A 26260-nucleotide genomic window follows, 5' to 3' on the forward strand; every position below is an offset into this window, starting at 1 on the left:
GTGGAAGTCGCGAGAGGGCCGACGGTTACAGCACCTGTCGCTGCTCGGTGAACGTGACCGTCCGGTCGGCCGTTTGGACGGTCGTCTGGATGGTGATCCACCCGTCCTCATTACGGACTTTCATCGCCTCGCTGAACGACAAATCGACCTCGCGGGTCGCCGTGTAGGATTCGCCCGATTCGAGGGTTCCGACCGGCTCTTCACCGCGCCAGACCTCATCGCCGTCGGTGCCCTGCCCGGCGAAGATACGACTGTAGACCGTGGTGTCCTCTGCGGTCGTGTCCTGGTTGTTCGTCAGTGTCGTGGTGACCTCTCGGCAGGTCGTCCCGCACTCTTCGACGTTCTCGATCACGAAGCCGAACGGCGGGGTCGACGTCACCGCGGCGTCCGCGTCGGAGCCGTCGCTCGCTCCGTTCGATCCGCTGTCGCTTTCGGCCGTATCCTGCGGCGTCGACGCCGTCGGGAACGGCTCTGTGTCGTCGCCGGAGCTTCCGGGGAGGACGTCGTCGCCGACAATGACGACTCCCGCTCCGACGGCGACGAGCAACGCGATGACAACGATCGGTGTTCCGTTCATATGTGTGTGTGTCTGAAATGGGTGCCCATTGGGAGGGTGGCAATCAGTTACGTGGGCTATGTGGGTGGCACCCCGAAAGGGATACCGGTGTCAGCGGGGGTTCATCCCGTTTGGGAGCCAGCTATTCTCGTCGGTATCGGTTCTCAGGCGTCAGTAGATTCGTCGTCAGTCTCGCTTTCGTCATCGCTGTCACCGACGTCCTCACCGTTACCGGCCGCGTCGCTCACGGACGGGCCGAGCGAATCGATCGATCCGTCGATGAATCCGTTGATGAGGCCGTGGATATCCGAGACGAAGTCGGGGACGGCACTCGGGAGGTCCTCAGGGGGTCCAGCCTGCCCCGCGGCGCCGGATCCCGCGTTGTCGGCAGCCGGTGATTCGTTAGCCGTCTCCTCGGACGTATCCGACGCGTTCGCCGCGCCGTCGGACGCGTTCGCGGCGGTCGCCGCGCCGCCGTTGTCTGCCGTGGCTGTGCTCCCCGGAATCGCGGCCGCCGAGCCCGTCGCAACGAGGAGCGCTGCGAGCGCAACGGCGAGTAGCTTCGTTCGGTTCATTGGTGATCTGCACCCGGATCGTTAGCTCGAGGGGACCTAAACCGTCGAGTCGCTAAATCGGTTTCCGCCCGGGTTTCGCGGCAGTTAATCCGAATTAGCCGGGGTTGAATCGGATTTGAGTGGGTGCAATTGACGGCAAGGCTTCCAGCGCCGCCAACTGTCGCTCAGACTCGCGCGACGACGCGCGCGGGCGCGCCATCGGCGTCGATCCGGAGCGGGAACGCGAGTAACTCGAACGAACCGTCCGGAAGCGCGTCCAGATTGCAGACGTTCTCGACGATCGGCAGTCCCGCGCCGAGGAGCGCGCGGTGTGCGGGGTGATCCGTCTCGCGGTCCGAGGGATCGGGGCTGAGCGCGTCGGTCGCGACCGCGACGCCCGCGTCGGCACACAGGCGCGCCGTTTCGGCCGCGAGAAACGGGTGTTCGAGCATTCGGTCGGTTCCCCACTCGTCTGCCCAACCGGTGCGGAAGACGAGCGCGTCGAGATCGGTTCTCGACCCCGTACCGCGTAATCCGTCCACAACCGACGGGGCGATCGCTTCTCCGGCACCCACGTCGCGGCAGTCGACGACGCGCGCGGTGAACCGCAGGTCACCCGGCCCGAACGAGTCGAGCGTCGCTCCCGCGGGATCGACGTGCGCCGGGGCGTCGACGTGCGTGCCGGTGTGCGATCCGAGTCCGAGTCGGGACACGCGGTAGCCGTCGTCCCCGTGGGTCGCGTGCGGTTCGACGATTACCGGTGGATCACCGGGATAGACCGGCATCCCCGACTCGATCGGTCGCGTGAGATCGACGAATCGATCGCTGCCTGCCCCCGGCGTCTGATCGGTCACGGACGTCCCTAGGGGTGCGTCCAGTAGACGACCGACTCGTCGGAGCCGTGCTCGTCGACCCGGACGAACCCGATCCGTTCGAACTGGATCACGTCGTCGACGTCCGTCTCCGCGAAGTCTGGTTCGGCGACGCCGTCGACGTCACCCTCGGGCGTCCGCATACGAACGTCGATACCGCCCGCGGCGGGCGCCCAGTGGACGACGTCGACGTCGCCGTCGCGCACCGCGTCGATGTCGTCGTCGGTGACAACGAGCCGTTTGTCGGACGCGGCGTCCCCATCGTCGGCGCTTCCGTCGCCCTCGCGGCGGACGCACGCGAATCCTTTCAGCCAGACGCGCTCGCCTGCGGCGGGGACGTCGTCGGGTTCGAGGAGGACACCCGCCGTCGCGGGAATCGTTCGTTCACCGCGCTCGGCGTGGTCGGGGTGCAGCGGCGGGTGCCCGGCGTCTGGATCGCCCTCGACGACGAAGCGCTCGCCGTCGCGGACGAGGAAGTAGCGCTCGGCATCGTCGTCAACGAGCTCTCTGTTCGCCGCATAGATCGAACTCATCGAGAGGTCGACGTTCGAGGTCGACGTGCCGAGCGCGATCAGCGCGTCGACGACCGCCTCGCCGCGGATGCCACGCCGACGGAGGCTCTGAAGCGTCGGGGCGCGCGGGTCGTCCCAGCCGTCGAGTTCGCCCGCGTCGATCTGCTCTTTCAGCGTCGACGTCGAGAGCTTCACGTCGTAGGCGTCGATCTGAACGTGCCCCCAGTGGACGACTTCGGGGTACTCCCAGTCGAAGTAGTCGTAGACGAACTGCTGGCGCTTCGCCGAGTCCTGGAGGTCGATGCCGCGGATGATGTGCGTGACGCCCGTGAGGTGGTCGTCGACGCCGGACTGGAAGTCGAGCATCGGCCAGCAGCGGTAGTCGGAAGCCTCCTCGCGCGGGTGCGGCGTGTCGATCATCCGGAAGGCGACCCAGTCGCGGAGTGCGGGGTTCTTATGTTCGATGTCCGTACGCACGCGGAGGACCATCTCTCCGGACTCGTACTCGCCGTCGATCATCGCGCGGAACTCCTCGTGGGTCGTCTCCGCGTCCTTCTCGCGGTGCGGGCAGGCCTCGCCGCCGTTCTTCAGTTCAGAGAACGTCTCGCCCGAACAGGAACACGTGTACGCGCCGCCCGCGTCGATCAGTTCGCGGGCGTGCTCGTAGTACGTCTCCACTCTGTCAGAGGCGATGATGACGTCGTCGGGATCGAAGCCGAGATACGCGATATCGTCCAGAATGGCGTCGTACGCGTCGAGGTCCGGGCGCTTCGTCTCGGGGTCGGTGTCGTCGAAGCGGACGATAAACGAGCCGTCGTAGCGCTCCTTGTACGTCCCGATGACCGCGGGCATCCGCGCGTGGCCGATGTGCCACGGACCGTTGGGGTTGGGCGCGGCACGCATCCGAATCTCGTCGTACTCGTCGACGTTCGGGAGGTCCGGGAGGTCGTGGTCGTCGCCCTCGTCCTCGGCTTCGATCTCTGCGAGTTCCTCGGGCGCGAGGTCCTCCAGTCGCTCGCGCTTTTCGGCGGTGGAAAGGCCGTTGACGCGGGCGACGACGCCCCCGACGACGCCCGGAATTTCGTCTCCGTGCGGGCGGAAATCGGGGTTCTCGCCCATCAGCGGCCCCATCACGGCCCCGACGTCGGCGTCGCTCTCGTACTTCACCGCGTTCAAGAGCGCGTGCTTTTCGGCCTCGCGCTCGACGCGTTCGCGTAGATCGTCGTCCATTAGGCGTTCGTGCGTCCTCCCCGGTAAAAACAGGCCCGGATTGGGTGCTGACGGCGCTCCCGAGGCGGAGGACCGACGCGCTTCTGCGGTAACAGATCGACGCGCTCCCGCCGTGGAGCAGACGTATTTCAACGAGAGGTGGCCGATCCGTTCCGAATCGCTACATCCCGCCCGCGGACGCGTCGGATCCGTGGCTCCGCGTCATAATGACGCCGCTCGCGAGCATCAGTAGCGCGAGGAACGCCATCCCGGCATCCCAGCCCATCCCGGCGGTCATCGCGCTCCCGCCCATCATCCCGTCGCCCGCCGACATTCCACCGGTCATTCCCGACCCCGTCCCCGACCCGGGCATCATTCCGGTTCCGAGCAGGGCCTGGTTGAGGAGCATCACGGCGGCGTACCCGATCATCAGCGGTCCGCTCGCACCGCCCAATCGATCCGCGTAGTCCGTGAGTAAGACGACGCCGTGGACGAGTACGACGACGCCGAGAAGGGCCATCACCCATCCGCTGGCGCCCATTCGAGTCGCCGTCGACGCGCTCCACAGCGAGTACGTGCCCGAGGCGAACGCGATCGACGCCCCGTACAGGCGAGTGTTCGAGACCATACCGCGCCTTCACCGGCGACGACCAAGAAGGTCCGGCAGAAGGGGCGACCGACCGCCCACCCACCGCACTGTTTTGTCAGCGGCGGTTGAACGTCACGGTGATGACCTTCGATCCGGACCGCGTGCGGACGGTGACGTTCGACTCCTACAGCACCATCGTCGACGTCGACGCCGCCGAGTCTGCCCTCGCCGATCGCGTCGCCGAGCCGGAACCGATCTCGAAGCTCTGGCGGGCGCGCTCGATCGAATACACGTTCGTCGCCAACGAGATCGACGCCTACCAGCCGTTCTACGAGATGAACCGCGACGCGCTGCAGTACGCGCTCGACGCGCACGACGTCGACCTCTCGACGACAGAGCGCGACGAGATCCTCTCGGTCTATCACGAACTCGACGTGTTCGACGACGTGCGCGACGGGATCGAGCGCCTCCGCGAGGGTGGCTACGACTGTTATGTCGTTTCCAACGGCAACCCCGAGATGTTGGCGTCGATGGTCGACCACGCAGACATCGGTGATCTCCTCGCGGACACGGTCAGCGCCGACGAGGTCCGGACGTTCAAACCGAACGCGGCGATCTACCGTCACGCCGCGGCCCGCACGGGAACGCCGATCGACGAAATCGCGCACGTGACCGCCGGGTGGTTCGACGTGATGGGCGCGAAGCACGCCGGAATGCAGGGCGTCTGGGTCGATCGAAAAGGGACGCCGTGGGAGCCGTTCGATGGGCGGCCGGACCTGACCGTCGAGACGCTCTTCGAGCTAGCGGACGCGCTCGACGTCTGACAACGGAGACCCGTCTGAGCGTCTGACAACGGAACACGTCCGGTCGTCTGAGTCTGAAGACGCATCCAGGTGTCTGAACCCGAAGAAACGGCCGGGGTCAGTACCCGCGAGTGATGAGGTAGTCCGCGAGGTCGCACAGCAGGTCGCGGGCCTCGTTGTCCGGGAGCACCGAGAGGTGATCTTTCGCGTTCTCGGTGAGCTCTTCGGCCTTCGCCTCGGCGTACTCGATCGACCCGGCGACCCGCAGCTCCTCTACCGCGGCGTCGATCTCGGCCTCCGAGACCGAGTCGACGTCGTCGGTCCCGACGAGGGAGTCGACGTCGACGCCCTGCTGGCGCGCGTGCAGGGTGATGAGCGTCTCCTTGTTCTCGACGAGATCGGAGCCGCGCTGTTTGCCGAGCTTCTCGGACGGAACGGTCAGATCGAGGACGTCGTCCTGGATCTGGAACGCGCGCCCGGAATCGATTCCGTAGCGGTAGAGCGCATCGACGGTTTCGCCGTCGGCGTCCATCAGGACGGCCGCCGTCGCGGTCGCCGCGCCGTACAGGACCGCGGTTTTCAGCTCGACCATTTCGAGGTACTCCTCGGGGAGCACCCGGGTTCGGCGCTCGAACTCGACGTCGAGCGCCTGCCCCTCACAGATCTGAATGCAGGTGGTCGCGAGCCGTCGGACGGCTTCGAGTCCGTTCGCGGGGTCCGCGCCGGACTCCGAGAGCAACTCGAACGCCTTCGCGTAGAGCGTGTCGCCCGCGAGGATCGCCGTCTCGGTGTCGTACTCTTTGTGCACTGCGGGGACGCCGCGCCGGAGATCGTCGTCGTCCATAATGTCGTCGTGGATCAGCGTGAACGACTGGATGACCTCGATGCTCGTCGCGGCCGACATCACGTCGATTTCGGTGCCGTCGAGCGCCGGGAACGAGCGGTAGTTCTCGGAGAGCGGCTCGACGTCCGCGAGCGCCTCCGCAGTCAGCAGGGCGACAGTCGGCCGAAGCCGCTTGCCGCCCGCCTTCAGCAGGTAGCGCGTCGCCTCGTAGAGGCGCTCGGGGGACTTCATCGGGACGTCGTCGTCGAGCGCCTCGTTGACGAGTTCGCGTCGCTGTCGGACCGCGTCGAGTACCCGCTTTTCCGCCGCGTCCGAACTCATTTCACTCCACCAGCTGGATCATGTTCCCGTTCCGCGTGGCGTGCAGGTCTCGGCCCATCTGGTACCCCTGCGACTCCGCGAGGTCGACGTACGGAGCCATCCCCTTGAGGTCTTGGTGGGCGGGGATGACGTGCTGGGGCTGAAGCGCGTCGAGCATCTGGTAGTGGCCTTCCTCGCGCAGGTGCCCGGAGACGTGGATCTCGTCGTAGATCCGCGCGCCCTGCATCCGGAGCAGGCGCTCGGACTGGTAGCGCTGGCCCTCGTTCGTCGGCTCCGGGATGACCCGCGCACTGAAGATGACCTTGTCGCCGTCCTCGATTTCGTACGGCGTCTCGCCGCGGCCCATCCGGGTGAGCATCGCCCGCGGCTCGCCCTGGTGACCCGTGACGACGGGCAGGAAGTTCTCCTTTCCTTCCTTCATAATCCGCTTGAACGTCCGGTCGACGGACTTGCGGTGGCCGTACATCCCGACGTCGTCGGGGAAGTCGACGAAGCCGAGTCGCTCGGCGGTGCCGGAGTACTTCTCCATCGAGCGACCGAGCAGGACGGGCTGTCTGCCGATGTCTTTCGCGAACTCGACGATCGAGGAAACGCGCGAGACGTGCGAGGAGAACGTCGTGGCGACGATCCCGCCGTCGTAATCTTCGATCGATCGGATCGTGTCTTCGAGGTGGTTACGCGCGTGCGACTCCGAGGGCGTGCGGCCCTTCCGGCCCGCGTTCGTACAGTCCTCGATGTAACAGAGGACGCCGTTGCCCTCGCGGCCGATCTCGCGGAACCGCTCCATATCGATCGGGTCCTCGAGGACGGGCGAGTGGTCCATCCGCTTGTCGAGGCCGTAGACGATCGCGCCCTCGGGCGTGTGCAGGACCGGGTTGACCGCGTCGATGATCGAGTGAGTGACGTGGACGAACTCCATTTCGACGTTGCCGGAGTCGCCGATCGACATCGTCTCGCCGCCCTCCATCTTGATGAAGTCGTTGTCGAAGCTCCCGCTGAACTTCGTTTCGTCTTCGACCTGCTGTTTCGCGAGTTCGATCGTGAACGGAGCCGCCACGATCGGCGCGTCGTATCGGTGCGCGAGTTTCGGGATCGCACCGATGTGGTCGAGGTGGCCGTGCGTCGGCACGATGGCCTTCACGTCGCCCTCGAGATCGGACATCACCCGGTCATCCGGGATGGCGCCCATATCGATCAAGTCGAGGCTGTGCATCTTTTCGGTCTCCACGTTGTCGTGGATGAGGACCTGACTGAGGTTCAGACCCATGTCGAAGATGACGACGTCGTCGCCCGCGCGAACGGCCGTCATCTGTCGACCGACCTCTTCGTATCCGCCAATTGTCGCGATTTCGATTTCCATAGTTGAATCCGAGCATCGAAAGCCACTGCGAAGGGCGATTGTCGGCCCTTATGACGTGGCGAGGGTGCTCACTCAAACGTCCCGTTGTGGCGTAGTTGCCGCCCCGTCGTGGAGCGACGCGTCTCGGGACCGATCGGCCCCGGCGTCTTACAGCGCGTCGGTCGTCGGTCCCGCGTGCCTCGATCGCATCCAGGCACTTGCCCGCGGGAGTTCTGGTACTGGTCGATTCTCGGCCAGGGACTAAAAACTATCCGGGTTAGTGGCGAGCGTCGATTCGGGTGGAGGAAGGGCAATATCCGACTGGTTCAGGATTCCATAGCCCGCCAATGATTCACACCGTCTTTCACATAGTCCCCCCAATGGAGGAGTCAGATTATCGGATTCGATAGTTTCGGGGAAACGTTGACTATCAAAGACGTCAGCCGTTGCGGTAAGCCGTGACTGGGGACGAACCACCTGCTATCTGCGGGATCTCCGATGTCGACTTCTTTGAGCGTCTGCCAGTTCTGACCGCCCTGACGACGACCGATGACAGTGGAGCTTTGGTTCTCGAAGACTGTAACGACCGGTTCGCCCGACGACTCGGACGCACGCGAGCCGAGCTTTCCGGGCGGCCGTTGGCCGAGTTGTACGCGTCGGGAGCGATGCCGCCATCGGTGACGCCCGACGGAACGCACGGCGCGGAGTCCGGTTCTCGAGTGAAACCAGACGCCGGGAACGCGCTTCGAGACGTGGACGCAGACGCGCTCGATACCTCCGAGGGAACTGACCCCATCGGATCGCGCGACCGCAGCCGGTTCAGGTGCCGTTCGTCGGATTCGACACGCTCGGTAGAGACGGTCTCACCGGATCGGACGAGACGTGGAACCGACACCGACGACGAGGAACCCGTTTACACCCTCGTCAGGGCCGACGGCCGCCTGATCCAGACCATCGCTGAGGTGATCCCACGCGCCGACGCAGCGGAGGGATTCGTTATTTTTCACGTCGATGTAACTCGGCAGAAGCGCAGGGAAGAGCAGGCGGAAGTCCTGAATCGACTGATGAGACACAACGTCCGAAACGATCTGAACTTGCTCCGAGGCCACGCGAAAATCCTCTCGAGCCACGACGACGACGAGGTCGTCGACTCCGCGGCCGTATTCGACCGAGTCGCGGACCGCTGGCTGGGGCTGGCCGAAACGGTCCGCGACATCGAGCGATTGTTCGACGAGGTCTCCACGGAGACCGCGAGGGTCGAAGAGGTCGTCACCTCTGCCCGCCGAACGGTCGAACGAGAATTGACCGAGGCGTGCATCGAAATCGAGTGCGGCGTGGCGGCCTCGAAACGCGTCTCCGAGCGCCTCCACGTCGCGCTCGTCGAACTCTGCGAGAACGGTATCAAACACAACGACGAGCCCACCTCAAGCGACGACCCCACCGTTCGAATCACCGTCGAACAGAGCGACGCACCCGAGTGGATCACGATACACGTGGTGGACAACGGTCCAGGAATCCCCTCACAGGAACTGACCGCGCTCGACGTCGACGGCGAGACGCCCCTTCAACACGGCAGCGGCCTCGGTCTCTGGCTGGTCCAATTCGTCGTTCGACGGCTCGGCGGTGAGATCATCGCGCGAGAGCGGAACGGAGGCGGCACCGTCGTCTCGATGCACGTCCCGCTCGCCGACCACGCGTGATTCCGGGGGGAGACTCGGCCGGGGACGTGGGTCATTTAACTGCCCGTCCGCTCCTCTACGTGCCCGTTCACCTGCTCTCTGTACAGCTCATCCGTCCAGTCCCGACAGGACAGGAGAGCGGCACCGCTCGGAGAGAATTCGCTCACGGTGGTGACCGCATCCGATCCTTCGAGGCCGCGTGGCGGTTCGGCACATTTAATACCGAAACGGGAGGCGCTTGGGGTATGAGCGGACGACCCCTCGACGTTCTCGAAGCCGCACTCGAAGACGTCGTCACGGTCACGTTGAAGGACGGAACCGCGTACTACGGCACGCTCGCCGGGTACGACCAACATATGAACGCGGTGCTCGAACCGTCGGCTGACGCCGAGGACGCCGTGGGAGACCTCGACGCCACGGCAGTCGAAGACACAACGATTATACGCGGCGACAACGTCGTCACGATACAAACATGACGGGCGCAGGAACCCCAAGTCAAGGAAAGAAGAACAAAACGACGCACGTCAAGTGCCGCCGCTGCGGTGAGAAATCCTACCACGTGAAAAAGAAAAAGTGCTCCTCGTGCGGCTTCGGCAAGTCGGCGAAGCGCCGGGGCTACGAGTGGCAGTCGAAAGCTGGCGATAACTGAGCGGCTTCGGACCGACGGATCTGTTTTCTGTTCGATCTCCTCGCGATTTCACGCCCTCTGGTCCCATCGTGGGAGAGAACACCACACGAAGGCCGAGGAGGTGGACCTTTGGCGACGGAACCGCACGGATCCAATATGAGCGACGAACACGAGACACACGGTCATCACGACGACCACGATCACGGCCATACTCACGACCACGACAACAAGCACGCGCACGACCACGAGGACCACCACACACACGAGCACGGGGACCACCACGCACACGACGTCGGATCGCTCGGCGTCGCCGTGTTCACCGTCTCGACGTCGCGGTCGCTCGATGAGGACCCCGCGGGCGACGTCATCGCGTCGGCCTTCGAATCCGCAGGCCATAATATCACCGTCAGAGAGATCGTTCCCGACGACTTCGACACGCTCCAATCGAAGGTCAACGCCGTCGTCGACCGCGACGACGTCGAGGTAGTCGTGACGACCGGCGGCACAGGGGTCACGCCGGACGACGTGACCGTCGAGGCCGTCTACGACCTCTTCGAGAAGACGCTTCCGGGCTTCGGCGAGCTGTTCAGACGGTACTCCGAGGACGAGATCGGGACCCGCGTGGTCGGAACACGAGCGACCGCGGGCGTCGTGCAAGGCGTCCCTGTGTTCTGTCTCCCCGGCAGCGAGAACGCCGCCCGACTCGGCAGCGAGGAGATCATCGTTCCCGAAGCGCCGCACCTGGCGGGACTGGCGACGCGCCCCGAGGAGTGAGGAACTCACAGGCTTGCGTCCGACGGTATCGAATGGCGAACAGTCGGCACCCGGTCGCGACAGACCCCGTTGATCGCGACGACTCCCTCCCGCGCCGACGTGCCGAAACAACCGCGGCCCGACGCGGGGTGACGCTCAGAGCACACCCACGCTGGCCGCGTTCTCGTATATAAACGCTCGCTGGGCCCTTTTCGGGGCAACGTCCTCGTCGCGCGCGAGAACCGTAATCCCCGACGCTCGTGTGCGGATTGCGGTGTGACTATACGTATACGTAACTGATCGCGGTGCGGCCATGCGTGGCCTTTTAATGCCGCTGCGACTACGTCTCAGATATGAGCCAACAGGAACCACGCGAACGCGAGGACGGAGACCGGGAGCCGTTCTCCACCGGAAAGGACCCCGATCTCCCCAGTACGGACGTTACCGAAGGCCCCGATAAAGCGCCGCACCGCGCGATGTTCCGCGCGATGGGATTCGACGACGAGGACCTCGGCTCGCCGATGGTCGGCGTCGCCAACCCCGCCGCCGACATCACGCCGTGTAACGTCCACCTCGACGACGTCGCCGACGCCGCCATCGAGGGAATCGAAGACGCTGACGGGATGCCGATCGAGTTCGGGACGATCACGATATCCGACGCGATCTCGATGGGTACCGAGGGGATGAAGGCGTCGCTGATCTCCAGAGAGGTCATCGCCGACTCCGTCGAACTCGTCGCCTTCGGCGAGCGGATGGACGCCCTCGTCACCGTCGCGGGCTGCGACAAGAACCTCCCGGGGATGATGATGGCCTCGATCCGAACGGATCTCCCGTCGGTCTTCCTCTACGGTGGCTCGATTATGCCCGGTCAGCACGAGGGCCGCGACGTGACCGTCCAGAACGTCTTCGAGGGCGTCGGAACCTACGCGCAGGGCGAGATGGACGCGGACGAACTCGACGATCTCGAACGCCACGCCTGCCCCGGCGCGGGCTCCTGCGGCGGGATGTTCACGGCGAACACGATGGCCTCCATCTCCGAGGCGCTCGGGATGGCTCCGCTCGGCACCGCCGACGCGCCCGCCGAGTCGCCCGAGCGCTACGACGTCGCGCGGCGCTCCGGCGAGGCCGTCCTTCAGGCGGTCGAAAACGACCTCCGCCCCTCCGATATCCTCTCGAAGGAGTCCTTCGAGAACGCGATCGCCCTGCAGGTCGCGATCGGTGGCTCGACCAACGCCGTGCTCCACCTGCTCGCGCTCGCCGCGGAGGCGGACATCGACCTCTCGATCGAGGAGTTCGACGAGATCTCTCGAAAGACGCCGAAGATCGCAAACCTCCAGCCAGGAGGAACAAAGACGATGAACGACCTCCACGAGGAGGGCGGCGTGCCGATCGTCATTCGACGCCTTTTCGACGCCGGGCTGTTCCACGGCGACGCGATGACCGTCACCGGACGGACGATCGCCGAAGAGCTCGAACAGTTGGATCTCCCGGACGACTACGAGATCTCGGACGAATTCATCTACACCGTCGACGACCCCTACCAGGAGGAGGGCGCAATCAAGGTCCTCACCGGCAACCTCGCTCCCGACGGCGCGGTGCTGAAGGTGACCGGCGACGACGCGTTCCACCACAGCGGCCCGGCGCGCGTCTTCGAGGGCGAAGAGGAGGCGATGCGCTACGTCCAAGAGGGGAACCTCGAATCGGGCGACGTCATCGTCATTCGAAACGAAGGGCCGCAGGGCGGTCCCGGGATGCGCGAGATGCTCGGCGTCACGGCCGCCGTCGTCGGCCAGGGCCACGAGGACGACGTCGCGCTCATGACGGACGGTCGGTTCTCCGGGGCGACCCGCGGCCCGATGGTCGGTCACGTCGCGCCCGAGGCCGCCGTCGGCGGGACGATCGGACTCATCGAAGACGGCGACGAGGTCACCGTCGACATCCCGGAACGGGAGCTTTCAGTCGACCTTTCGGAATCCGAACTCGAAATCCGCCGCGAGGAGTGGGAGCCGCGCGAACCGGCCTACACCTCCGGCGTGCTCGCGAAGTACGGAAACGACTTCGGATCGGCCGCGAACGGCGCGGTGACGAACCCCGGCGCGAAGCGGGAATAGTTGGTTTCGCTCGTCGATTTTCTGAGCCCGATTCCGGGCTGGTCGCAATTGTTGGCATCCCCTTTCGACGTCCGCAACGATGGTGAGGTCCGCAGCAGGTATGTCAAATTTTAGCAAATCACCCACTACCTTTTGGTCCGTGGCGAGCGAATCTCTCTGACGCAATGGCGCAATCACCAACGATCGGCGACGAGGCACCGAACTTCCGCGCGACGCTCGCTGACGGGGAGTTATCGAAGTTCGAGTTCGACGACGCGCTGGGCGACGGTCCGGTCGTCCTCGCCTTTTTCCCGGGTGCGTTCACCCCTCCGTGTACGAGCGAGATGGTCGCCTTACAGGAATCCCTCGCCGACTTCGAGTCCGCGGGCGCGACCGTCTACGGGGTGAGTGCCGATTCGGCGTTATCGCAGAACGCCTTCCGGGAGAAGCACAGCCTCGAGTTCGGCCTACTCAGCGATATGGCCCGCAGCGCGATCGACAAGTACGGACTGGAGATCGATATCGACGCCCTCGGACTCGTGGGTGTCGCCAACCGCGCGGTGTTCATCGTCGACGAGGACGGCACGATCGCCTACGATTGGATCGCCGACGATCCGACCAACGAACCCGACTACGAGGAGCTACTCAACGAGGTACGGGAGCTGTAGGTCGGGGGCGATCGCGGTCCGAGTACCGCTCTGCGCACAGTGCTTCCATCCTTCGCACAGTGCTTCCATCCTTCGCACGGCGCTTCGAAACCCTACTTGTTGACGCCGTCATAGCGCCAGTATGCACCACGATTCGGTACGAGCGACCTTTCCGGAACTCGATGCGATCGAGGACGACGAGTTGCGTTCGGGCGTCGTCGACGCGTGGGCGACCGCGATGGCGGAGAACGGCATCGACGACCTCCGAGGAGTCCCGTGGCTGCCACCGACGCAGCGCGAGTTGGGTATCGAAGACGAAACCCTTGTCGGCCACGTGCGCGACGTGACCGCGGGATCGATCGCGCTCGCCGACGTGCTCTCCGAGCGACGTGGAGACAAACTGGACCTCGATCTCGACGTCGTCGTCGCTGGCGCGCTCGTCCACGACGTGAGCAAGCTCGCGGAGTTCGACGGAATGGACGATACGCCCGTCTACGACCTCCTCGGACACCCCTACTACGGCGTCCACGTCGTCGCGCGGGTCGGCCTCCCGATCGAACTGGCCCACATCGTCCTCTCGCACACGGGCCGAACGAACGTCGAACCCGCGACGATCGAAGCCGAAATCGTCCGGCGCGCCGACGAGGTCGCCGCCGCGTCGATCCGGTGGCGCGCGACCGACGACCTGCGGACGGTATAACAGAGACGCGGCGTCGCGGTCGCTGTCAGCGGGAGCTCTTTATAAGACGTAGTACCGCGAGGGGAACGAAGCGAGCCGAGCGGGAAGTTTTTCCCGCCAGGTTTTTGTCGGGGGTTCGAGGTCGCGCGGAGCGCGGCCGAGGACCTCCGAATAAAAAGGAGGGTTAGACCCAGCCCTCTTCGACGAGGAGTTCGCCGTTGAGGACCGACGCGCCGGCCGCGCCGCGGATCGTGTTGTGCGCGAGGCAGTTGTACTTCACGCCGTCTGTCGTCTCCTGGATGCCGCCCGCGGAGATCTGCATCCCGTCGCCGCGCTCGCGGTCGAGTCGGGGCTGCGGACGGTCGAAGTCGTCGAAGACGTGGATGAGTTGCTCGGGGGAAGAGTGCAGATCGGCGCTCGGGAACCCGCGCATCGCCTCCGCCGCGTCGTCCGGGGAGACGTCGTCAGCGGTTTCGGCGAAGACGTTCTCCAGGTGGCCGTCGAGCGTGGGGATTCGGTTACAGGAGGCGGCGACGTCCATCCCGTGCAGTTCGAGTGCTGCGCCGTCGAACGAGCCGAGGAGCTTTCGGGATTCGGTCTCCATCTTGTCGTCCTCGCCGTTGATGTGCGGGATGGCGTTGTCGATGATCTCCATCGAGGTGACGCCGGAGTAGCCCGCGCCGGAGACGGCCTGTAGCGTCGATACCTGCACCGATTCGAGGCCGAACTGATCGAGCGCGGCGAGCGTCGGGACCATCGTGATCGTCGAGCAGTTCGGGTTCTTCACGAGCGCGCCGTCCCAGCCCCGCTGGTCGCGCTGCACGTCGATCAGATCGAGGTGATCGGGATTGATTTCGGGGATCGTCAGCGGCACGTCGGGGGCCATCCGGTCGTTCGAGGAGTTCGAGGAGACGACGTAACCCGCTTCGAGGAAGTCGGGTTCGACGTCTGCGGCGGCGCCGGAGGGAAGCGACGAGAACAGCAGATCGACGTCGTCCGGAACGGCTTCCGGGCTCGTCTCGCTGACCGTCATCTCGGCGACATCGTCCGGAATCGGCGTGTTCACGCGCCACTTCGCGGCATCGCGGTACGTCTTCCCCGCGCTCGACTCCGACGCTGTCAGCGCCGCGAGCTCGAACGTCGGGTGGTCTTCGAGAAGCTGGATGAATCGCTGTCCCACCGCGCCCGTTGCGCCGAGGATACCGACACGTACTGTCATTACCGTTGGCGTGAGAGGCACACACATAAGGCGGTTTGGATTCCCGGCGTCTCTCACGAACGTTTAGCCGGATCCGACGGATGGTGAACCCAACGGAAAATATTCGAAGAGTGACGCAGAAAATTCGACGTTCGTCACGTCCTCCGTGCCACTCGCGACACGCGATTCGTTCCCAAGCCGAAGGAATCGGTAACTGGGTATTTTTGTCGACCGATCAATAGCTGAGATATGCCAGAAGAGCAACTGTTCAAAACCGAGGCGACGCAGACCCGACGGGAAATCGCCGACACGCTCGTGGCGGTCGCCGAGGAGATCAAATCCGGGACAGTCACGTTAGGGGGGATGGACGAACCGGTCGAGGCGTCGATTCCGGCGGACCCGACGTTCGAGGTCGAACTGGAGCGACTCACCGACTCCGAGACCGGCGAGGAGCGCTACGAACTCGAGTACGAGATCCGTTGGCGGCGAACTCCGACAACATCGACCGAGACGGAAGCGGAGTAACCGACAACTGCCTCGCCCAATTGCATTCGACAGCTGTCGAACTCCCCTTCGTGCAGAACCGACAGATAGAGGTGGCGCGTTTCAGAACACATCGGCAAATGTTCAACAAGGTTCTCGTCGCCAACCGCGGGGAGATCGCCCTCCGCGTGATGCGGGCGTGCCGCGACTTGGGCGTTCGGACCGTCGCCGTCTACAGCGAGGCCGACAAGCACGCGGGCCACGTCCGGTTCGCTGACGAGGCGTACAACGTCGGGCCCGCGCGCGCGGCCGAATCCTACTTGGACCACGAGGCGATCATCGACGCCGCCCGGAAGGCCGGTGCCGAGGCGATCCACCCGGGCTACGGCTTCCTCGCGGAAAACGCGACGTTCGCGCGGAAGGTCGAAGAAAGCGAGATCACGTGGGTCGGTCCCTCCGCGGATGCCATGGAGCGCCTGGGGGAAAAGACGAAAGCCCGCACGCTGATGCAGGACGCCGACGTCCCCGTCGTCCCCGGGACGACGGAGCCCGTCGAATCCGCCGAGGAGGTGAAAGCGATCGCCGAGGAGTACGGCTATCCGGTCGCGATCAAGGCCGAGGGCGGCGGCGGCGGCCGCGGTCTGAAGGTCGTCGAGTCGGCCGAGGAAGTCGAGTCACAGTTGGAGACGGCCCAGAGGGAGGGGGAGGCGTACTTCGACAACGCCTCCGTCTACGTCGAGAAGTACCTCGAATCGCCGCGACACATCGAGGTGCAGATCCTCGCCGACGAACACGGCAACGTGCGACACCTCGGCGAACGCGACTGTTCGTTGCAGCGACGACACCAGAAGGTGATCGAGGAAGCGCCGTCGCCCGCGCTCGAGGACGACCTCCGCGAGCGGATCGGCGAGGCGGCCCGTCGCGGCGTCAGCGCGGCCGACTACACCAACGCCGGGACGGTGGAGTTCCTCGTGGAAGATGGAGAGTTCTACTTCATGGAGGTCAACACCCGGATCCAGGTGGAACACACCGTCACCGAGGAGGTCACCGGAATCGACGTCGTGAAGTGGCAACTGCGGGTCGCCGCCGGTGAGGAACTCGACTTCGCGCAGTCGGACGTCGAGATCGACGGGCACGCGATCGAGTACCGAATCAACGCCGAGAACGCCGCCACCGAGTTCGCGCCCGCGACCGGCACGCTCGAAACGTACGACGCCCCGGGCGGCATCGGCGTCCGCGTCGACGACGCCGTCCGCCAGGGCGACGAGATCGGCGGCGATTACGACTCGATGATCGCGAAGCTGATCGTCTCCGCGGGCGACCGCACGGAGTGTCTCGCCCGCTCCGAGCGGGCCCTCTCGGAGTTCGCGATCGAGGGTGTCGAGACGATCATCCCCTTCCACCGACTGATGGTGACTGACCGGTCGTTCCGCGCGGGCGAGCACACCACGAAGTACCTCGACGAAGAACTCGATCCGACGCGGATCGAGCGCGCCGTCGAAAAGTGGGGCTCCGGCGACGTCGGGGACGGTTCGGACGACGCGCACGGCGGGAGCGAGACCCACGACGGAAGCGACGGGGACGGGGGCGGTCAGGTGACCGAACGCGAGTTCACCGTCGAGGTCAACGGCAAGCGGTTCGACGTCAACCTCGAAGAGCGCGGCGCGCCGCCGATTCCGGATCTCGAGGCCGCGGGCAGCGGGGCCGCCTCCGGGAGCGGACGGCCCTCGGCGCGTTCACGCCCGGAAACCGCTGCCAGCGACGACGGCGACGAGGTCGCCGTCGAAGGGGACGGCGAACAGGTCAAAGCCGAGATGCAGGGAACGATCCTGTCGGTCGACGTCGAGGAGGGCGAGGAAGTCGCCGCGGGCGAGGTGGTCTGCGTGCTCGAAGCGATGAAGATGGAGAACGACGTCGTGGCCGAGCGCGGCGGTACCGTCACGCAGGTCCTCGTCCGCGAGGGCGACAGCGTCGATATGGACGACGTGCTCGTCGTGCTCGAATAGGGCGGATGAACGAGACACGACGCGCACTGCTGGCGGCGCTCGCCGACGGCTCGGTCCCCGGGCCGACACTCGCGGAACGGCTCGGCGTGTCGCGGGCGGCCGTCTGGAAGCAGGTCGACGCGCTCCGCGAGGAGGGGTTCGAGATCGAGAGCGGCGACGACGGGTACCGCCTGGTCGGCGTCCCCGAGTACGGCGCGGCCGCCCTGGAGTTCGGCCTCGACGCCCCGTACGCGGTCGAGTACCACGACCGGGTCGCGAGCACGAACGACTGCGCCCGCGAACTCGCCGAGGAGGGGGCATCAGACATCGTCGTGGTCGCAGATGAACAGACCGGCGGCCGCGGGCGGTTGGCGCGGAGGTGGACCGCACCCAAAGGCGGTATCTGGGCGAGTCTGCTCGTTCGACCCCGACGTCCCCCCGCGGAGATTCCGCTGTACACGCTCGCCGCGGCCGTCGCGGTCGCCCGGGCGAGTCACGAGGTCGGCGTCGACGCGCGCATCAAGTGGCCGAACGACGTCCTCGTGGTGGACGCGTCGGGACGGGAGCGAAAGCTCGCGGGCATCCTGACGGAGATGGAGGGCGAGGCCGACCGCGTCTCCTGGCTCGTCGTCGGCACGGGCGTGAACGCGAACGTCGATGCCGACGACCTCCCGCCGGGAGCGACGAGCCTCCGCGCGGAGGTGGGCGACGTCGACCGGCGCGCGTTCCTCCAGCGGATGCTCGAAACGTTCCACGAACTCACGAGCGACGGGGCGAACCTCGATCGGATTCTCGACGCGTGGCGCGAACACGCCGCGACGCTCGGTCGACGCGTTCGGGTCGAGACGCCAGGTGGCGTCATCGAAGGCGACGCCGTCGACGTCCAGTTCCCGGGGAGTCTCGTCGTCAGAACAGACGACGGCGAGGAGCGCGTCGTCCACGCGGGCGACTGCGAACACCTGCGGCCAGCGTGAGTATTCGGTCTTTCCGGCGTAAGTCTAACTGGCGTTGTTACTCTTCCATCTGGTGTCGGGACTCATCTTCCTGGCGTCGGCACTCGTCTATCTGTACGCGGTTCTCGGACTACTCGGTGAACCCACTCGACTCGAAAACGCAACAAAAAGAGCCCCCGCGGTCGTCGCAGTCGACAGCGATCAGTTGCCGTCGCCGCCGTCCGTCAGCGGTCGGCCCCCGGCGGTGAGGACGCCGTCGGCGATTTCGCGCGCTTCGGCGGGCGACGGACGGCTGCCGTCGACGAACCGAGATCCGAGTTCCTCGACGACGTTCATCACGTCCGAGAGGTTCCCGTGCTCTGAAACGTCCGCGAAGACGTCCTCGTACGCGTGCGCTTCCCAGTAGCTGATCTCGTAGTCGTACGTGTCTGCCTGCGAGGCGACCGAGTATTGGAGCTGACGTGCCGCGTCTGAGGGGCGCATATTCGGGGTAACGTTGTGCCAATACTAAAGTGTACTCCGACTCGAAATCGAGTTAATTGTGCCGCACAGTCGTCCTCGACCGGATCGACGGGATCCGACCACGAGCCGTGCGTCGAACCCGTGCGTTTAGGAGGGCGGCGGACGGCCACTCGGATATGGACGCAGCGGACCGGACAGCGGTAGCACGCCGGGCGGCCGAAGCGGGTGCCACCGTCGCAGCCGAGCGCTTTCGAACCGAGATGGACGTCGAGCGAAAGGGAGAGAAGACGGACGTCGTGACGCAGGCCGACAGGGACGCGCAGGAGGCCGTGATCGACGTGATCCGCGGGGCGTATTCCGACGACGCCGTCGTCGGCGAGGAGGACGACGAACTGCGGTCGGTCCCCGAGACGGGTGGGGCGTGGATCGTCGATCCGATCGACGGGACGAACAACTACGTCCGCGGGATGCGCGTGTGGGGGACGGCGGTCGCGGCCGTGCGTGACGGCGAGCCCGTCGCCGCCGCTACGAACCTCCCAGCGCTCGGCGACGTCTACTGGACCGACGGCGAGGACGCGTACCGTAACGGGGAGCAGGTCACCGTTTCGACGCAAACCGACCCCGAGGCGTGCGTCGTCACGCCGACGATGTGGTGGGATTTCGGCGCGCGAGACCAGTACGGGCGGGCCTGTCAGGCGCTCGCGAACCGCTTCGGCGACCTCCGGCGGCTGGGATGCGCCCAGGCCGAGCTCGCGGCGGTCGCCGACGGGGCGCTGGACGGCGTCGTGACCAACCTCCGCGCCTTCCCATGGGATACCGTCGCTGGCGTCGCGATGATCCGGGCCGCGGGCGGGACAGTCACCGATCTGGCGGGCGATCGCTGGCGACACGACTCGGTCGGACTCGTGGCGTCGAACGGCCGCGTTCACGACACTCTCTTGAATGCCGCCCGCCAGATCGGCGACGAGTGACCGGTATCCCGGCCGGACGGAACGGCGAAGCCGCAAACCGCAAGTCGGTAGCTGCCGTCAGTACTGGTATGGAACTCGATGAAACGGACCGGGAGATCCTTCGAATCCTCCAATCGGATGCGAGGACGCCGTTCAGCGAGATCGCGCGGCGGATCGATATGTCCAGCGCGACCGTTCACGACCGCGTCGGGCGGATGGAGGACGCCGGAGTCATCGAGGGGTATCACGCGAAAATCGATCCGCGGTCGGTCGGCCTCGGGACGTCCGCATTCGTCGGGCTCCGAATCGAGCAGGGCCGCGAAGACGACGCGCTCGATCGCCTTCGAGAGATCGAAGGCGTGCAGGAAATCCATCTCACGACCGGCGAGTGGGACGTTATGTTGCGACTCACCGTCGAGGACACCGACGCCCTGCGCGAGGTGATGTTCGAGGAGGTATCGCGGATCAAAGGCTTTTCTCGCTCGCAGACGATGGTCGTTCTCGCGACCGATCTCGAAGAAGCGGCGCTCTCGATCTGAGGGACGGAGATGCCACCACCTGACGAGCAGGGTGAACAACTGACAGCAGGGTGAACAACTGACAGCAGGGTGAACAACTGACAGCAGAGGTGCCACCGACTGACAGCAGAGGTGCCACCGACTGAAGAGCAGTGGTACAACCAGCAGTCGGCGGCCGCATCGGAGACCGGAATCCTCAACACGGCCGCCGACCGCGTATCTGCTATGTCAACAGTCGCCGAACGCGTCGGCGTCGAGCCAGCGCGACTTTGGGCGGGCGGGGTACTGACCGCGCTCGTCGCGCTCCTCGTCGGCGCGCTCGTCTTCCCGGAAACGGTCTACGACGGCTTCATCTGGCACTACTTCTGGGGTCCGGTGCAGGCGGACGCAAACTCCGCGGTCTGTGCGGTCAGGCCGGGAAGTACGGTCGAGTATATGTACGATTCGCAAGCGTGCGCGAACGCCGCGGAACCGGTGGCCTACCCGGGTTACACGCTCGTCTCGGAGGTCGGGTATATGGTCACGCTGCTCGTCGCGCTCGTCGGCGTGGTCTTCCTCCTCCGTCGCCTCGATCTGGGGACGGACCGGGAGTTCTTCTACGCGCTCGTCCCGTTCGTCTTCTTCGGCGGCGCGCTCCGTGTCGTCGAGGATGCGAACGACGCGGTTCCGGCGGCCGAGGCTCTCATCAGCTATCCACTGAATACACTGTTCATCAGCCCGATCATTTACTTCACCGTCTTCGCGATCACCCTCGTCGCGGTCGTCGCAGCCGTCTGGGCCGCACGAAGTGCTGTCGTGGAGCGGTATGACTACACCCTATTCGGGATCGGGTCCGCCGTGTTGCTCCTCACGCTTGGCTATCTGTTCTGGCTGGTTCTCACGGGGGCCAACGGCGTTGAGTTCTACCCGCAGGTCTCTCTCGTCGTCCTCGCCGGATCGACGGTCGCCGCCGCGGCGACGTGGTGGTTCATCGAACGATACGCGCCCTCGGTCAACGCGGGAACCGGCCGCATCGGATTCGTCATCATCTGGGGACACGCGGTCGATGGCGTCGCCAACGTCGTCGGCCTCGATTGGATGCCCGCGCTCAACGCCGGGGCGAACCTCGTCCCGAAGCATCCGGTCAACCAGTTCGTCGTCGACGTCACCGGTTCCCTGCTCCCGGCGTCGGTGCTCGCCGTGACGGGCGATACGTGGCCGTTCCTCCTCGTGAAACTCGCCGCGGCGACCTTCGTGCTCTGGGTGTTCGAAGAGGAAATCTTCGAGGACAGTCCGCGATACACGATGCTGCTTCTCGTTGCCGTGCTCGCGGTCGGACTCGGCCCCGGCACGCGCGATATGCTCCGCGCGACGTTCGGCGTCTGAGAACCGCTCCGAGACTTTTTGTACGGGAACGCGGCCAACGCCGATATCGTCTGAACCGCACCACGCGGCGAGTAGCGGGAGCCCGACACACCGCCGCGTGGACGACCTCGTGTCGGCTGCCAGCCCAAATATCGCTCCGCAACCGGTCACGGATACGGGTGGTACGCGCGGTCGAGTTCCGGGTCGAATCCGAGCGACGCCGGAACCGTCCGCGCGCGGTCACCGAAGAACGGTGCACCCTGGAACAGCGGCTGCGCCGCCGGAACGAGCACGCGGACGGCCTCGAAACCGAGTGCGGCGACGTCCGCGGTCGTCGTCCGCGCGGCATAGACGTCGAGATCCGCGTCATCGAGGCGCTCCACCGCCATCTCCAACTCGGCCGCTCCGCCCGGGACGGTCTCGGGTCCGACCGTCCGGGCCGGGACCGTCGCGTCGGCGTCGACGAACGCGCGAGCGGCGTCGGGAAAGTCCGCGTACTCGCCGATGGCCCCGCCTTCGTCGGTTGCCTGTTCGGGCCCCATCGCACGGAGCTCCATCCAGTTCTGGAGCGCCTCCCCCAGCGCCGACCGCGCGGCGGCGACCGGATCGAGCGACGCGCCGGACCCGACGGCGAACTTCGGCCACTCCCCGTCGCGGTGGACCGCGACCGCAACGACTGGGATGTCGACGTCCTGCGTGACGAGCAGCGCCGTCACCGACAGGTCTTCGGCGCGTGCGCGCTTTTCGAGGGTCTCGAACCGTGAATCCGCCACCGAGAGCGCGAGCGGTTCGAACGAGGAGTACCACGCCAGCATCGTGGCGTCGCGCTCGACGACCTCGTAGAGCCCCGCGAGCAACGCCTCGACGCCGGAGTTGCCGAGCCCCAGCCCCGTCGTGATCGCGGGCTTGTAGCGCTCCTCGGGCGGCGGGTAGTGAACGAACTCCGCCGGAAGCGACACCGACTCGTCGGTTCCGAGGTCGACGCCGTCAACCCACGGGAGCGGCGTCTCCGGATCCGGTGTCGGGTAGTCGTCCGGTCGGACGAACTCCGTGGGTGAGACCGGTCTCGCCCGCGTGCGCTCCGGTGCGACCGTGAACTCCGATCGACGGTAGACGCCCGCGCAGTAGCGTTCGAGCCCCTCCCCCAGCGCCTTCATAAAGGCGGCGTCCCAGTCGGGGTCGACACCGGCGGCGAGTTCCGCCGCCCGCGCGTCGCTGAAGCCGGTCGTGTCTGTCGTCTGAGCCAGATAGTAGGGAACCGGAAACGACTCCCGCTCGCCGACCTGCGCGACGATCCCCGTTCGGTCGTCGAGCGCGCGCTCCGCGCGTGAGAGCGAGTCGTCGAGACTTACCTCACGGGCGTCGCGCCGCAGCGTGCGATCGCGTTCCGAGGCCTCAGGGACTGAGAGGACCCGTCGCTCGGCGACCACGCCGGTTCCGGCGACTTCGACGGCGGTTCCGGCGACGGTTTCGTCGCCCGCCAGGAGCGCGATGGCCCGCCGTCCGGCGATCGCTCCGGCGAGTCTAACGGCGCTGCGTTCGCCCGTCGGCGATCCGCTCGAATCGGTCGTCGCAGACACCCGCGTGTAGAGATCCGAGAACCGAGCGCCCGACGCCCCGAACGTCGAAACGGCGGCGTCGACGTCGTCGACGGCGTGACCGCCGATACCGCCGATTTCGACGAGCACCAGTCGATCCGCGCGGCCGTCGAGTTCGGGGACGGCGTCGCTTCCCGCGGGCGCGACGGCGACCGTCAATGCCGGATCGTCGGCGTCGGGGACAACTCGCGCGTCGACGTCGTCGAACGCGGCTGCCGCGGCCTCGGCGGCCGGGCCGCTTCCGACGAGTTCGATTTCGTGGGTCACAGCTTCGTGGTGGGCACAGAACAAGTAAAATCGGTGGGTCTGCGATGACGGCCAACCCGTACGAGCGGCGGTATCGGAAAATTAACTCCCAGAGCGGCGGCGCCGGAAACTCGCTCACACGGGGGAATCAGGGAATATACAGCCGGAGGTACGGTAAAATTAAGTATCCGCTCACGAGTTATTCAACGTATGTCCTCCCGTGAAAACGTGCACGGACGGTCCGTCGAGCACGTTGTCTCATCCGCCCTCCAACCCGTCGAATCGGCGGTCTACGTGGTCGATCCGACTCCGGCCGTCGTCGAATCGCTCGTCGAACGAAGCGTCGGAACCACGGGGCATCCACCGCTCCGATTCCTCGCCGACGAACAGGTACTCAAGGACGTTTTCGAGGACTTTCCCGTCGCGAGCGACGCCGCCGACCTCGTCGCCAGCGGGGCGCTCGATCTCCGAGTCACCGACCGACGGGCGGAGAACTCCCTCCTCGTGACCGACGAAACGGTCGTCGCCGTCGTCACGGCGGGTGATCGGGTCGCCGGGCTGGTAACCGACGAGGCTCCGTTCGTGCAGCGCGCCCGAGAGACCTACGGAAGCGCCTTCGAGTCGGCAATGCGGTTCAATCTCCGCACGCCAGCCATCACCGCGGTCCGCAACTCGCTCGAAACGGAGTTCGGACCGGACGTTCGCGGGGACTTCGATGCGGTCCTCGAATCGCTTCGCTCGAAGCGGGGCGACGGGATCGATCTCGACGAAGTGACGATCAGCCTGCTCGTCGCCGCGAAGAACGATCTCCTCCTGTACGACATCTCGAAGTGGGGCGAGGACGTCGGAATCGCAAGTAAAGCGACGTTCTCACGGACAAAGACCGAACTGGAGGAGGCGGGGGTAGTCGAGACCGAGAAGGTACCCATCGACGTCGGTCGCCCGCGGCTGCGCCTGCGCCTGAGCGACAACCGATTGCTCGACGCCGACGCGTCCGACCTCGCCGCCGCCGCACGGGATATTCTCGACCGCTGATTCCGTCGAGCGAGCGGTTCGTATTGGTGGCCCTCCGGCGTTTTCGACACCAAACGTCGAGCCCGTATAAACGGGTACGATAATCACTATGAACACACTTATTGGATCGACGAGTGCCGTATCACGTATGGACGACAGCCACGTCCGTGACGTCGATCCGGCCGTCGCAGACGCGCTCTCCGGCGAAGTACAGCGCCAGCGCGACACGCTGGCGATGATCGCGAGCGAGAATCACGCGAGCCGCGCGGTGCTCGAAGCGCAGGGAAGCGCACTCACGAACAAGTACGCGGAAGGCTACCCCGGTGAGCGGTACTACGCGGGATGCGAGTACGCGGACGAAGTCGAGGAACTGGCGATCGAACGGGCGAGAAAACTGTGGGGTGCCGAGCACGTCAACGTCCAACCGCATTCAGGATCGCAGGCGAATATGGGCGTGTATCTCGCCGTACTCGACCCCGGCGACAAGATCCTCTCGCTGGACCTCACGCACGGCGGACACCTCAGCCACGGCCACCCCGCGAACTTCGCGGGGCAGACCTACGAGGTCGAGCAGTACGAAGTCGACGCCGAGACCGGCTACGTCGATTACGACGGCCTCGCCGAGACCGCCGAATCGTTCGACCCCGACATCATCGTCTCCGGCTACTCGGCGTACCCGCGCGAGGTCGAGTGGGAACGCGTTCAGGAGATCGCCGAATCCACCGACGCGTACCACCTCGCGGATATCGCGCACATCACCGGGCTCGTCGCCGCGGGCGTTCACTCCTCGCCCGTCGGCGTCGCGGACTTCGTGACGGGATCGACGCACAAGACGATCCGCGCGGGTCGCGGCGGTATCATAATGTGCGGCGAGGAGCACGCCGATGCGATCGACAAGGCGGTGTTCCCCGGCTCGCAGGGCGGCCCCTTGATGCACAATATCGCGGGGAAAGCCGTCGGCTTCGGCGAGGCGCTCTCATCGGAGTTCGACGCCTACGCCGAACAGACCGTCAAAAACGCGAAGGCTCTCGCAGACCGACTCGAAGAGCACGGCCTGAGTCTCGTCTCGGGCGGGACCGACAACCACCTCGTGCTCGCCGACCTCCGTCCGTCCCACCCCGACACAACCGGCAAGGACGTCGAGGCGGCGCTCGAATCGGCAGGAATTGTGATGAACGCGAACACGGTGCCCGGCGAGACCCGCTCGGCGTTCGATCCCAGCGGGATCCGCCTCGGCACGCCCGCGATCACCACCCGCGGGTTCGATGAGGAGGCGACGCGCGAAGTCGCCGACCTCGTCGTCCGCGTGATCGACGACTACGACGACGAGCGCGTCGTCGAGGAGGTCGCCGCCCGAGTCGACGAACTCACCGACGAGTTCCCGCTGTACGACTGAGCGCGTCGACGAGGTCGGTAGGCAGTTCCTGCAGACGA

The 26260-nt window shown here is 65.8% G+C and carries 26 protein-coding genes; 16 read left to right on the top strand and 10 right to left on the bottom strand.

Features of this window, described 5'->3' with window-relative positions:
• Positions 1 to 25: 25 nt before the first annotated feature.
• The 5 genes from FJT57_RS06955 to FJT57_RS06975 all read right to left on the bottom strand — a co-directional run bounded on the left by FJT57_RS06955 (position 26) and on the right by FJT57_RS06975 (position 4331).
• Positions 26 to 577, bottom strand: a complete 552-nt coding sequence (locus FJT57_RS06955; RefSeq protein ID WP_144903436.1) for a hypothetical protein — start codon at positions 575 to 577, stop codon at positions 26 to 28.
• 143 nt (positions 578 to 720) lie between these two features.
• Positions 721 to 1131 (bottom strand): hypothetical protein, encoded by a 411-nt coding sequence (locus FJT57_RS06960; protein WP_144903439.1) that lies wholly within the window; start codon positions 1129 to 1131, stop codon positions 721 to 723.
• Positions 1132 to 1295: 164 nt separating this feature from the next.
• A complete protein-coding gene (locus FJT57_RS06965) occupies positions 1296 to 1964 on the bottom strand; it encodes a cyclase family protein (RefSeq protein WP_275264650.1) in 669 nt (222 codons plus the stop codon).
• Positions 1965 to 1972: 8 nt separating this feature from the next.
• Positions 1973 to 3724: a glutamate--tRNA ligase gene (locus tag FJT57_RS06970; protein ID WP_144903442.1), complete on the bottom strand. Its 1752-nt coding sequence runs from the start codon at positions 3722 to 3724 to the stop codon at positions 1973 to 1975.
• A gap of 160 nt (positions 3725 to 3884) precedes the next feature.
• Positions 3885 to 4331, bottom strand: a complete 447-nt coding sequence (locus tag FJT57_RS06975) for a hypothetical protein (protein ID WP_144903445.1) — start codon at positions 4329 to 4331, stop codon at positions 3885 to 3887.
• Positions 4332 to 4432: 101 nt separating this feature from the next.
• Here FJT57_RS06975 and FJT57_RS06980 point away from each other — a divergent pair, with 101 nt between their 5' ends.
• Positions 4433 to 5116: a haloacid dehalogenase type II gene (locus tag FJT57_RS06980; RefSeq protein ID WP_144903449.1), complete on the top strand. Its 684-nt coding sequence runs from the start codon at positions 4433 to 4435 to the stop codon at positions 5114 to 5116.
• Positions 5117 to 5213: 97 nt separating this feature from the next.
• Here FJT57_RS06980 and idsA3 read toward each other — a convergent pair whose 3' ends face one another.
• Positions 5214 to 6260 carry a geranylfarnesyl diphosphate synthase gene (gene idsA3 / locus FJT57_RS06985; RefSeq protein WP_144903452.1) on the bottom strand — a complete coding sequence of 349 codons (1047 nt, stop codon included), beginning with the start codon at positions 6258 to 6260 and terminating at the stop codon, positions 5214 to 5216.
• 1 nt (position 6261) lies between these two features.
• Positions 6262 to 7620, bottom strand: coding sequence for a ribonuclease J (locus tag FJT57_RS06990; protein WP_144903455.1), 1359 nt, complete (start codon positions 7618 to 7620; stop codon positions 6262 to 6264).
• A gap of 542 nt (positions 7621 to 8162) precedes the next feature.
• Between FJT57_RS06990 and FJT57_RS06995 the strand changes: the two genes are divergently transcribed.
• From FJT57_RS06995 to FJT57_RS07025, 7 genes are all read left to right on the top strand, one after another.
• Positions 8163 to 9299 (top strand): sensor histidine kinase, encoded by a 1137-nt coding sequence (locus FJT57_RS06995; RefSeq protein ID WP_144903458.1) that lies wholly within the window; start codon positions 8163 to 8165, stop codon positions 9297 to 9299.
• 224 nt (positions 9300 to 9523) lie between these two features.
• Entirely contained in the window at positions 9524 to 9754 is a 231-nt protein-coding gene (locus FJT57_RS07000) for an LSM domain-containing protein (RefSeq protein ID WP_144903461.1), read from the top strand.
• Positions 9751 to 9927: a 50S ribosomal protein L37e gene (locus FJT57_RS07005; protein WP_144903464.1), complete on the top strand. Its 177-nt coding sequence runs from the start codon at positions 9751 to 9753 to the stop codon at positions 9925 to 9927. The genes FJT57_RS07000 and FJT57_RS07005 overlap by 4 nt, the downstream gene beginning before the upstream one ends.
• 135 nt (positions 9928 to 10062) lie before the next feature.
• Entirely contained in the window at positions 10063 to 10680 is a 618-nt protein-coding gene (locus FJT57_RS07010; protein WP_144903467.1) for a MogA/MoaB family molybdenum cofactor biosynthesis protein, read from the top strand.
• Positions 10681 to 11012: 332 nt separating this feature from the next.
• Entirely contained in the window at positions 11013 to 12770 is a 1758-nt protein-coding gene (gene ilvD, locus FJT57_RS07015; protein WP_144903470.1) for a dihydroxy-acid dehydratase, read from the top strand.
• A 164-nt stretch (positions 12771 to 12934) separates the two neighbouring features.
• On the top strand, positions 12935 to 13417 hold the full coding sequence (locus FJT57_RS07020) for a redoxin domain-containing protein (RefSeq protein WP_144903473.1): 483 nt from the start codon (positions 12935 to 12937) through the stop codon (positions 13415 to 13417).
• A gap of 121 nt (positions 13418 to 13538) precedes the next feature.
• Positions 13539 to 14096: an HD domain-containing protein gene (locus tag FJT57_RS07025; protein ID WP_144903476.1), complete on the top strand. Its 558-nt coding sequence runs from the start codon at positions 13539 to 13541 to the stop codon at positions 14094 to 14096.
• A 163-nt stretch (positions 14097 to 14259) separates the two neighbouring features.
• Here the strand turns inward: FJT57_RS07025 and asd are convergent, their stop codons facing one another.
• Positions 14260 to 15294 carry an aspartate-semialdehyde dehydrogenase gene (gene asd, locus FJT57_RS07030; protein ID WP_144903478.1) on the bottom strand — a complete coding sequence of 345 codons (1035 nt, stop codon included), beginning with the start codon at positions 15292 to 15294 and terminating at the stop codon, positions 14260 to 14262.
• A 228-nt stretch (positions 15295 to 15522) separates the two neighbouring features.
• Here asd and FJT57_RS07035 point away from each other — a divergent pair, with 228 nt between their 5' ends.
• The 3 genes from FJT57_RS07035 (at position 15523) to FJT57_RS07045 (ending at position 18715) form a co-directional block, all read left to right on the top strand.
• The gene (locus FJT57_RS07035) at positions 15523 to 15798 is read left to right on the top strand and encodes an amphi-Trp domain-containing protein (protein ID WP_144903481.1); all 276 of its coding nucleotides are present in this window, start codon (positions 15523 to 15525) and stop codon (positions 15796 to 15798) included.
• A gap of 98 nt (positions 15799 to 15896) precedes the next feature.
• Positions 15897 to 17762, top strand: a complete 1866-nt coding sequence (locus FJT57_RS07040; protein WP_144903482.1) for an acetyl-CoA carboxylase biotin carboxylase subunit — start codon at positions 15897 to 15899, stop codon at positions 17760 to 17762.
• A 5-nt stretch (positions 17763 to 17767) separates the two neighbouring features.
• Complete coding sequence (locus FJT57_RS07045) at positions 17768 to 18715, top strand: biotin--[acetyl-CoA-carboxylase] ligase (RefSeq protein WP_144903485.1); 948 nt, start codon at positions 17768 to 17770, stop codon at positions 18713 to 18715.
• 180 nt (positions 18716 to 18895) lie between these two features.
• On the opposite strand, the gene FJT57_RS07050 is transcribed toward FJT57_RS07045, so the two are convergent.
• On the bottom strand, positions 18896 to 19177 hold the full coding sequence (locus FJT57_RS07050) for a hypothetical protein (RefSeq protein WP_144903488.1): 282 nt from the start codon (positions 19175 to 19177) through the stop codon (positions 18896 to 18898).
• Between the two features lie 155 nt (positions 19178 to 19332).
• Between FJT57_RS07050 and FJT57_RS07055 the strand changes: the two genes are divergently transcribed.
• From FJT57_RS07055 to FJT57_RS07065, 3 genes are all read left to right on the top strand, one after another.
• Complete coding sequence (locus FJT57_RS07055) at positions 19333 to 20127, top strand: inositol monophosphatase family protein (protein WP_144903490.1); 795 nt, start codon at positions 19333 to 19335, stop codon at positions 20125 to 20127.
• A gap of 68 nt (positions 20128 to 20195) precedes the next feature.
• Positions 20196 to 20645 (top strand): Lrp/AsnC family transcriptional regulator, encoded by a 450-nt coding sequence (locus FJT57_RS07060; RefSeq protein ID WP_144903493.1) that lies wholly within the window; start codon positions 20196 to 20198, stop codon positions 20643 to 20645.
• 204 nt (positions 20646 to 20849) lie between these two features.
• Positions 20850 to 21989: a DUF63 family protein gene (locus FJT57_RS07065; protein WP_144904478.1), complete on the top strand. Its 1140-nt coding sequence runs from the start codon at positions 20850 to 20852 to the stop codon at positions 21987 to 21989.
• Between the two features lie 146 nt (positions 21990 to 22135).
• On the opposite strand, the gene FJT57_RS07070 is transcribed toward FJT57_RS07065, so the two are convergent.
• Positions 22136 to 23833 (bottom strand): YcaO-like family protein, encoded by a 1698-nt coding sequence (locus FJT57_RS07070; protein ID WP_144903496.1) that lies wholly within the window; start codon positions 23831 to 23833, stop codon positions 22136 to 22138.
• A 189-nt stretch (positions 23834 to 24022) separates the two neighbouring features.
• On the opposite strand from FJT57_RS07070, the gene tbsP reads away from it, so the two are divergent.
• Together tbsP and glyA are read left to right on the top strand one after the other, a co-directional pair.
• Positions 24023 to 24847, top strand: coding sequence for a transcriptional regulator TbsP (gene tbsP / locus FJT57_RS07075; protein ID WP_144903499.1), 825 nt, complete (start codon positions 24023 to 24025; stop codon positions 24845 to 24847).
• Between the two features lie 127 nt (positions 24848 to 24974).
• A complete protein-coding gene (gene glyA, locus FJT57_RS07080; RefSeq protein WP_144903502.1) occupies positions 24975 to 26222 on the top strand; it encodes a serine hydroxymethyltransferase in 1248 nt (415 codons plus the stop codon).
• The last annotated feature ends 38 nt before the right edge of the window (positions 26223 to 26260 follow it).

It is taken from the genome of Halobellus captivus (assembly GCF_007655485.1).
Taxonomy (GTDB): Archaea; Halobacteriota; Halobacteria; order Halobacteriales; family Haloferacaceae; genus Haloquadratum; species Haloquadratum captivum.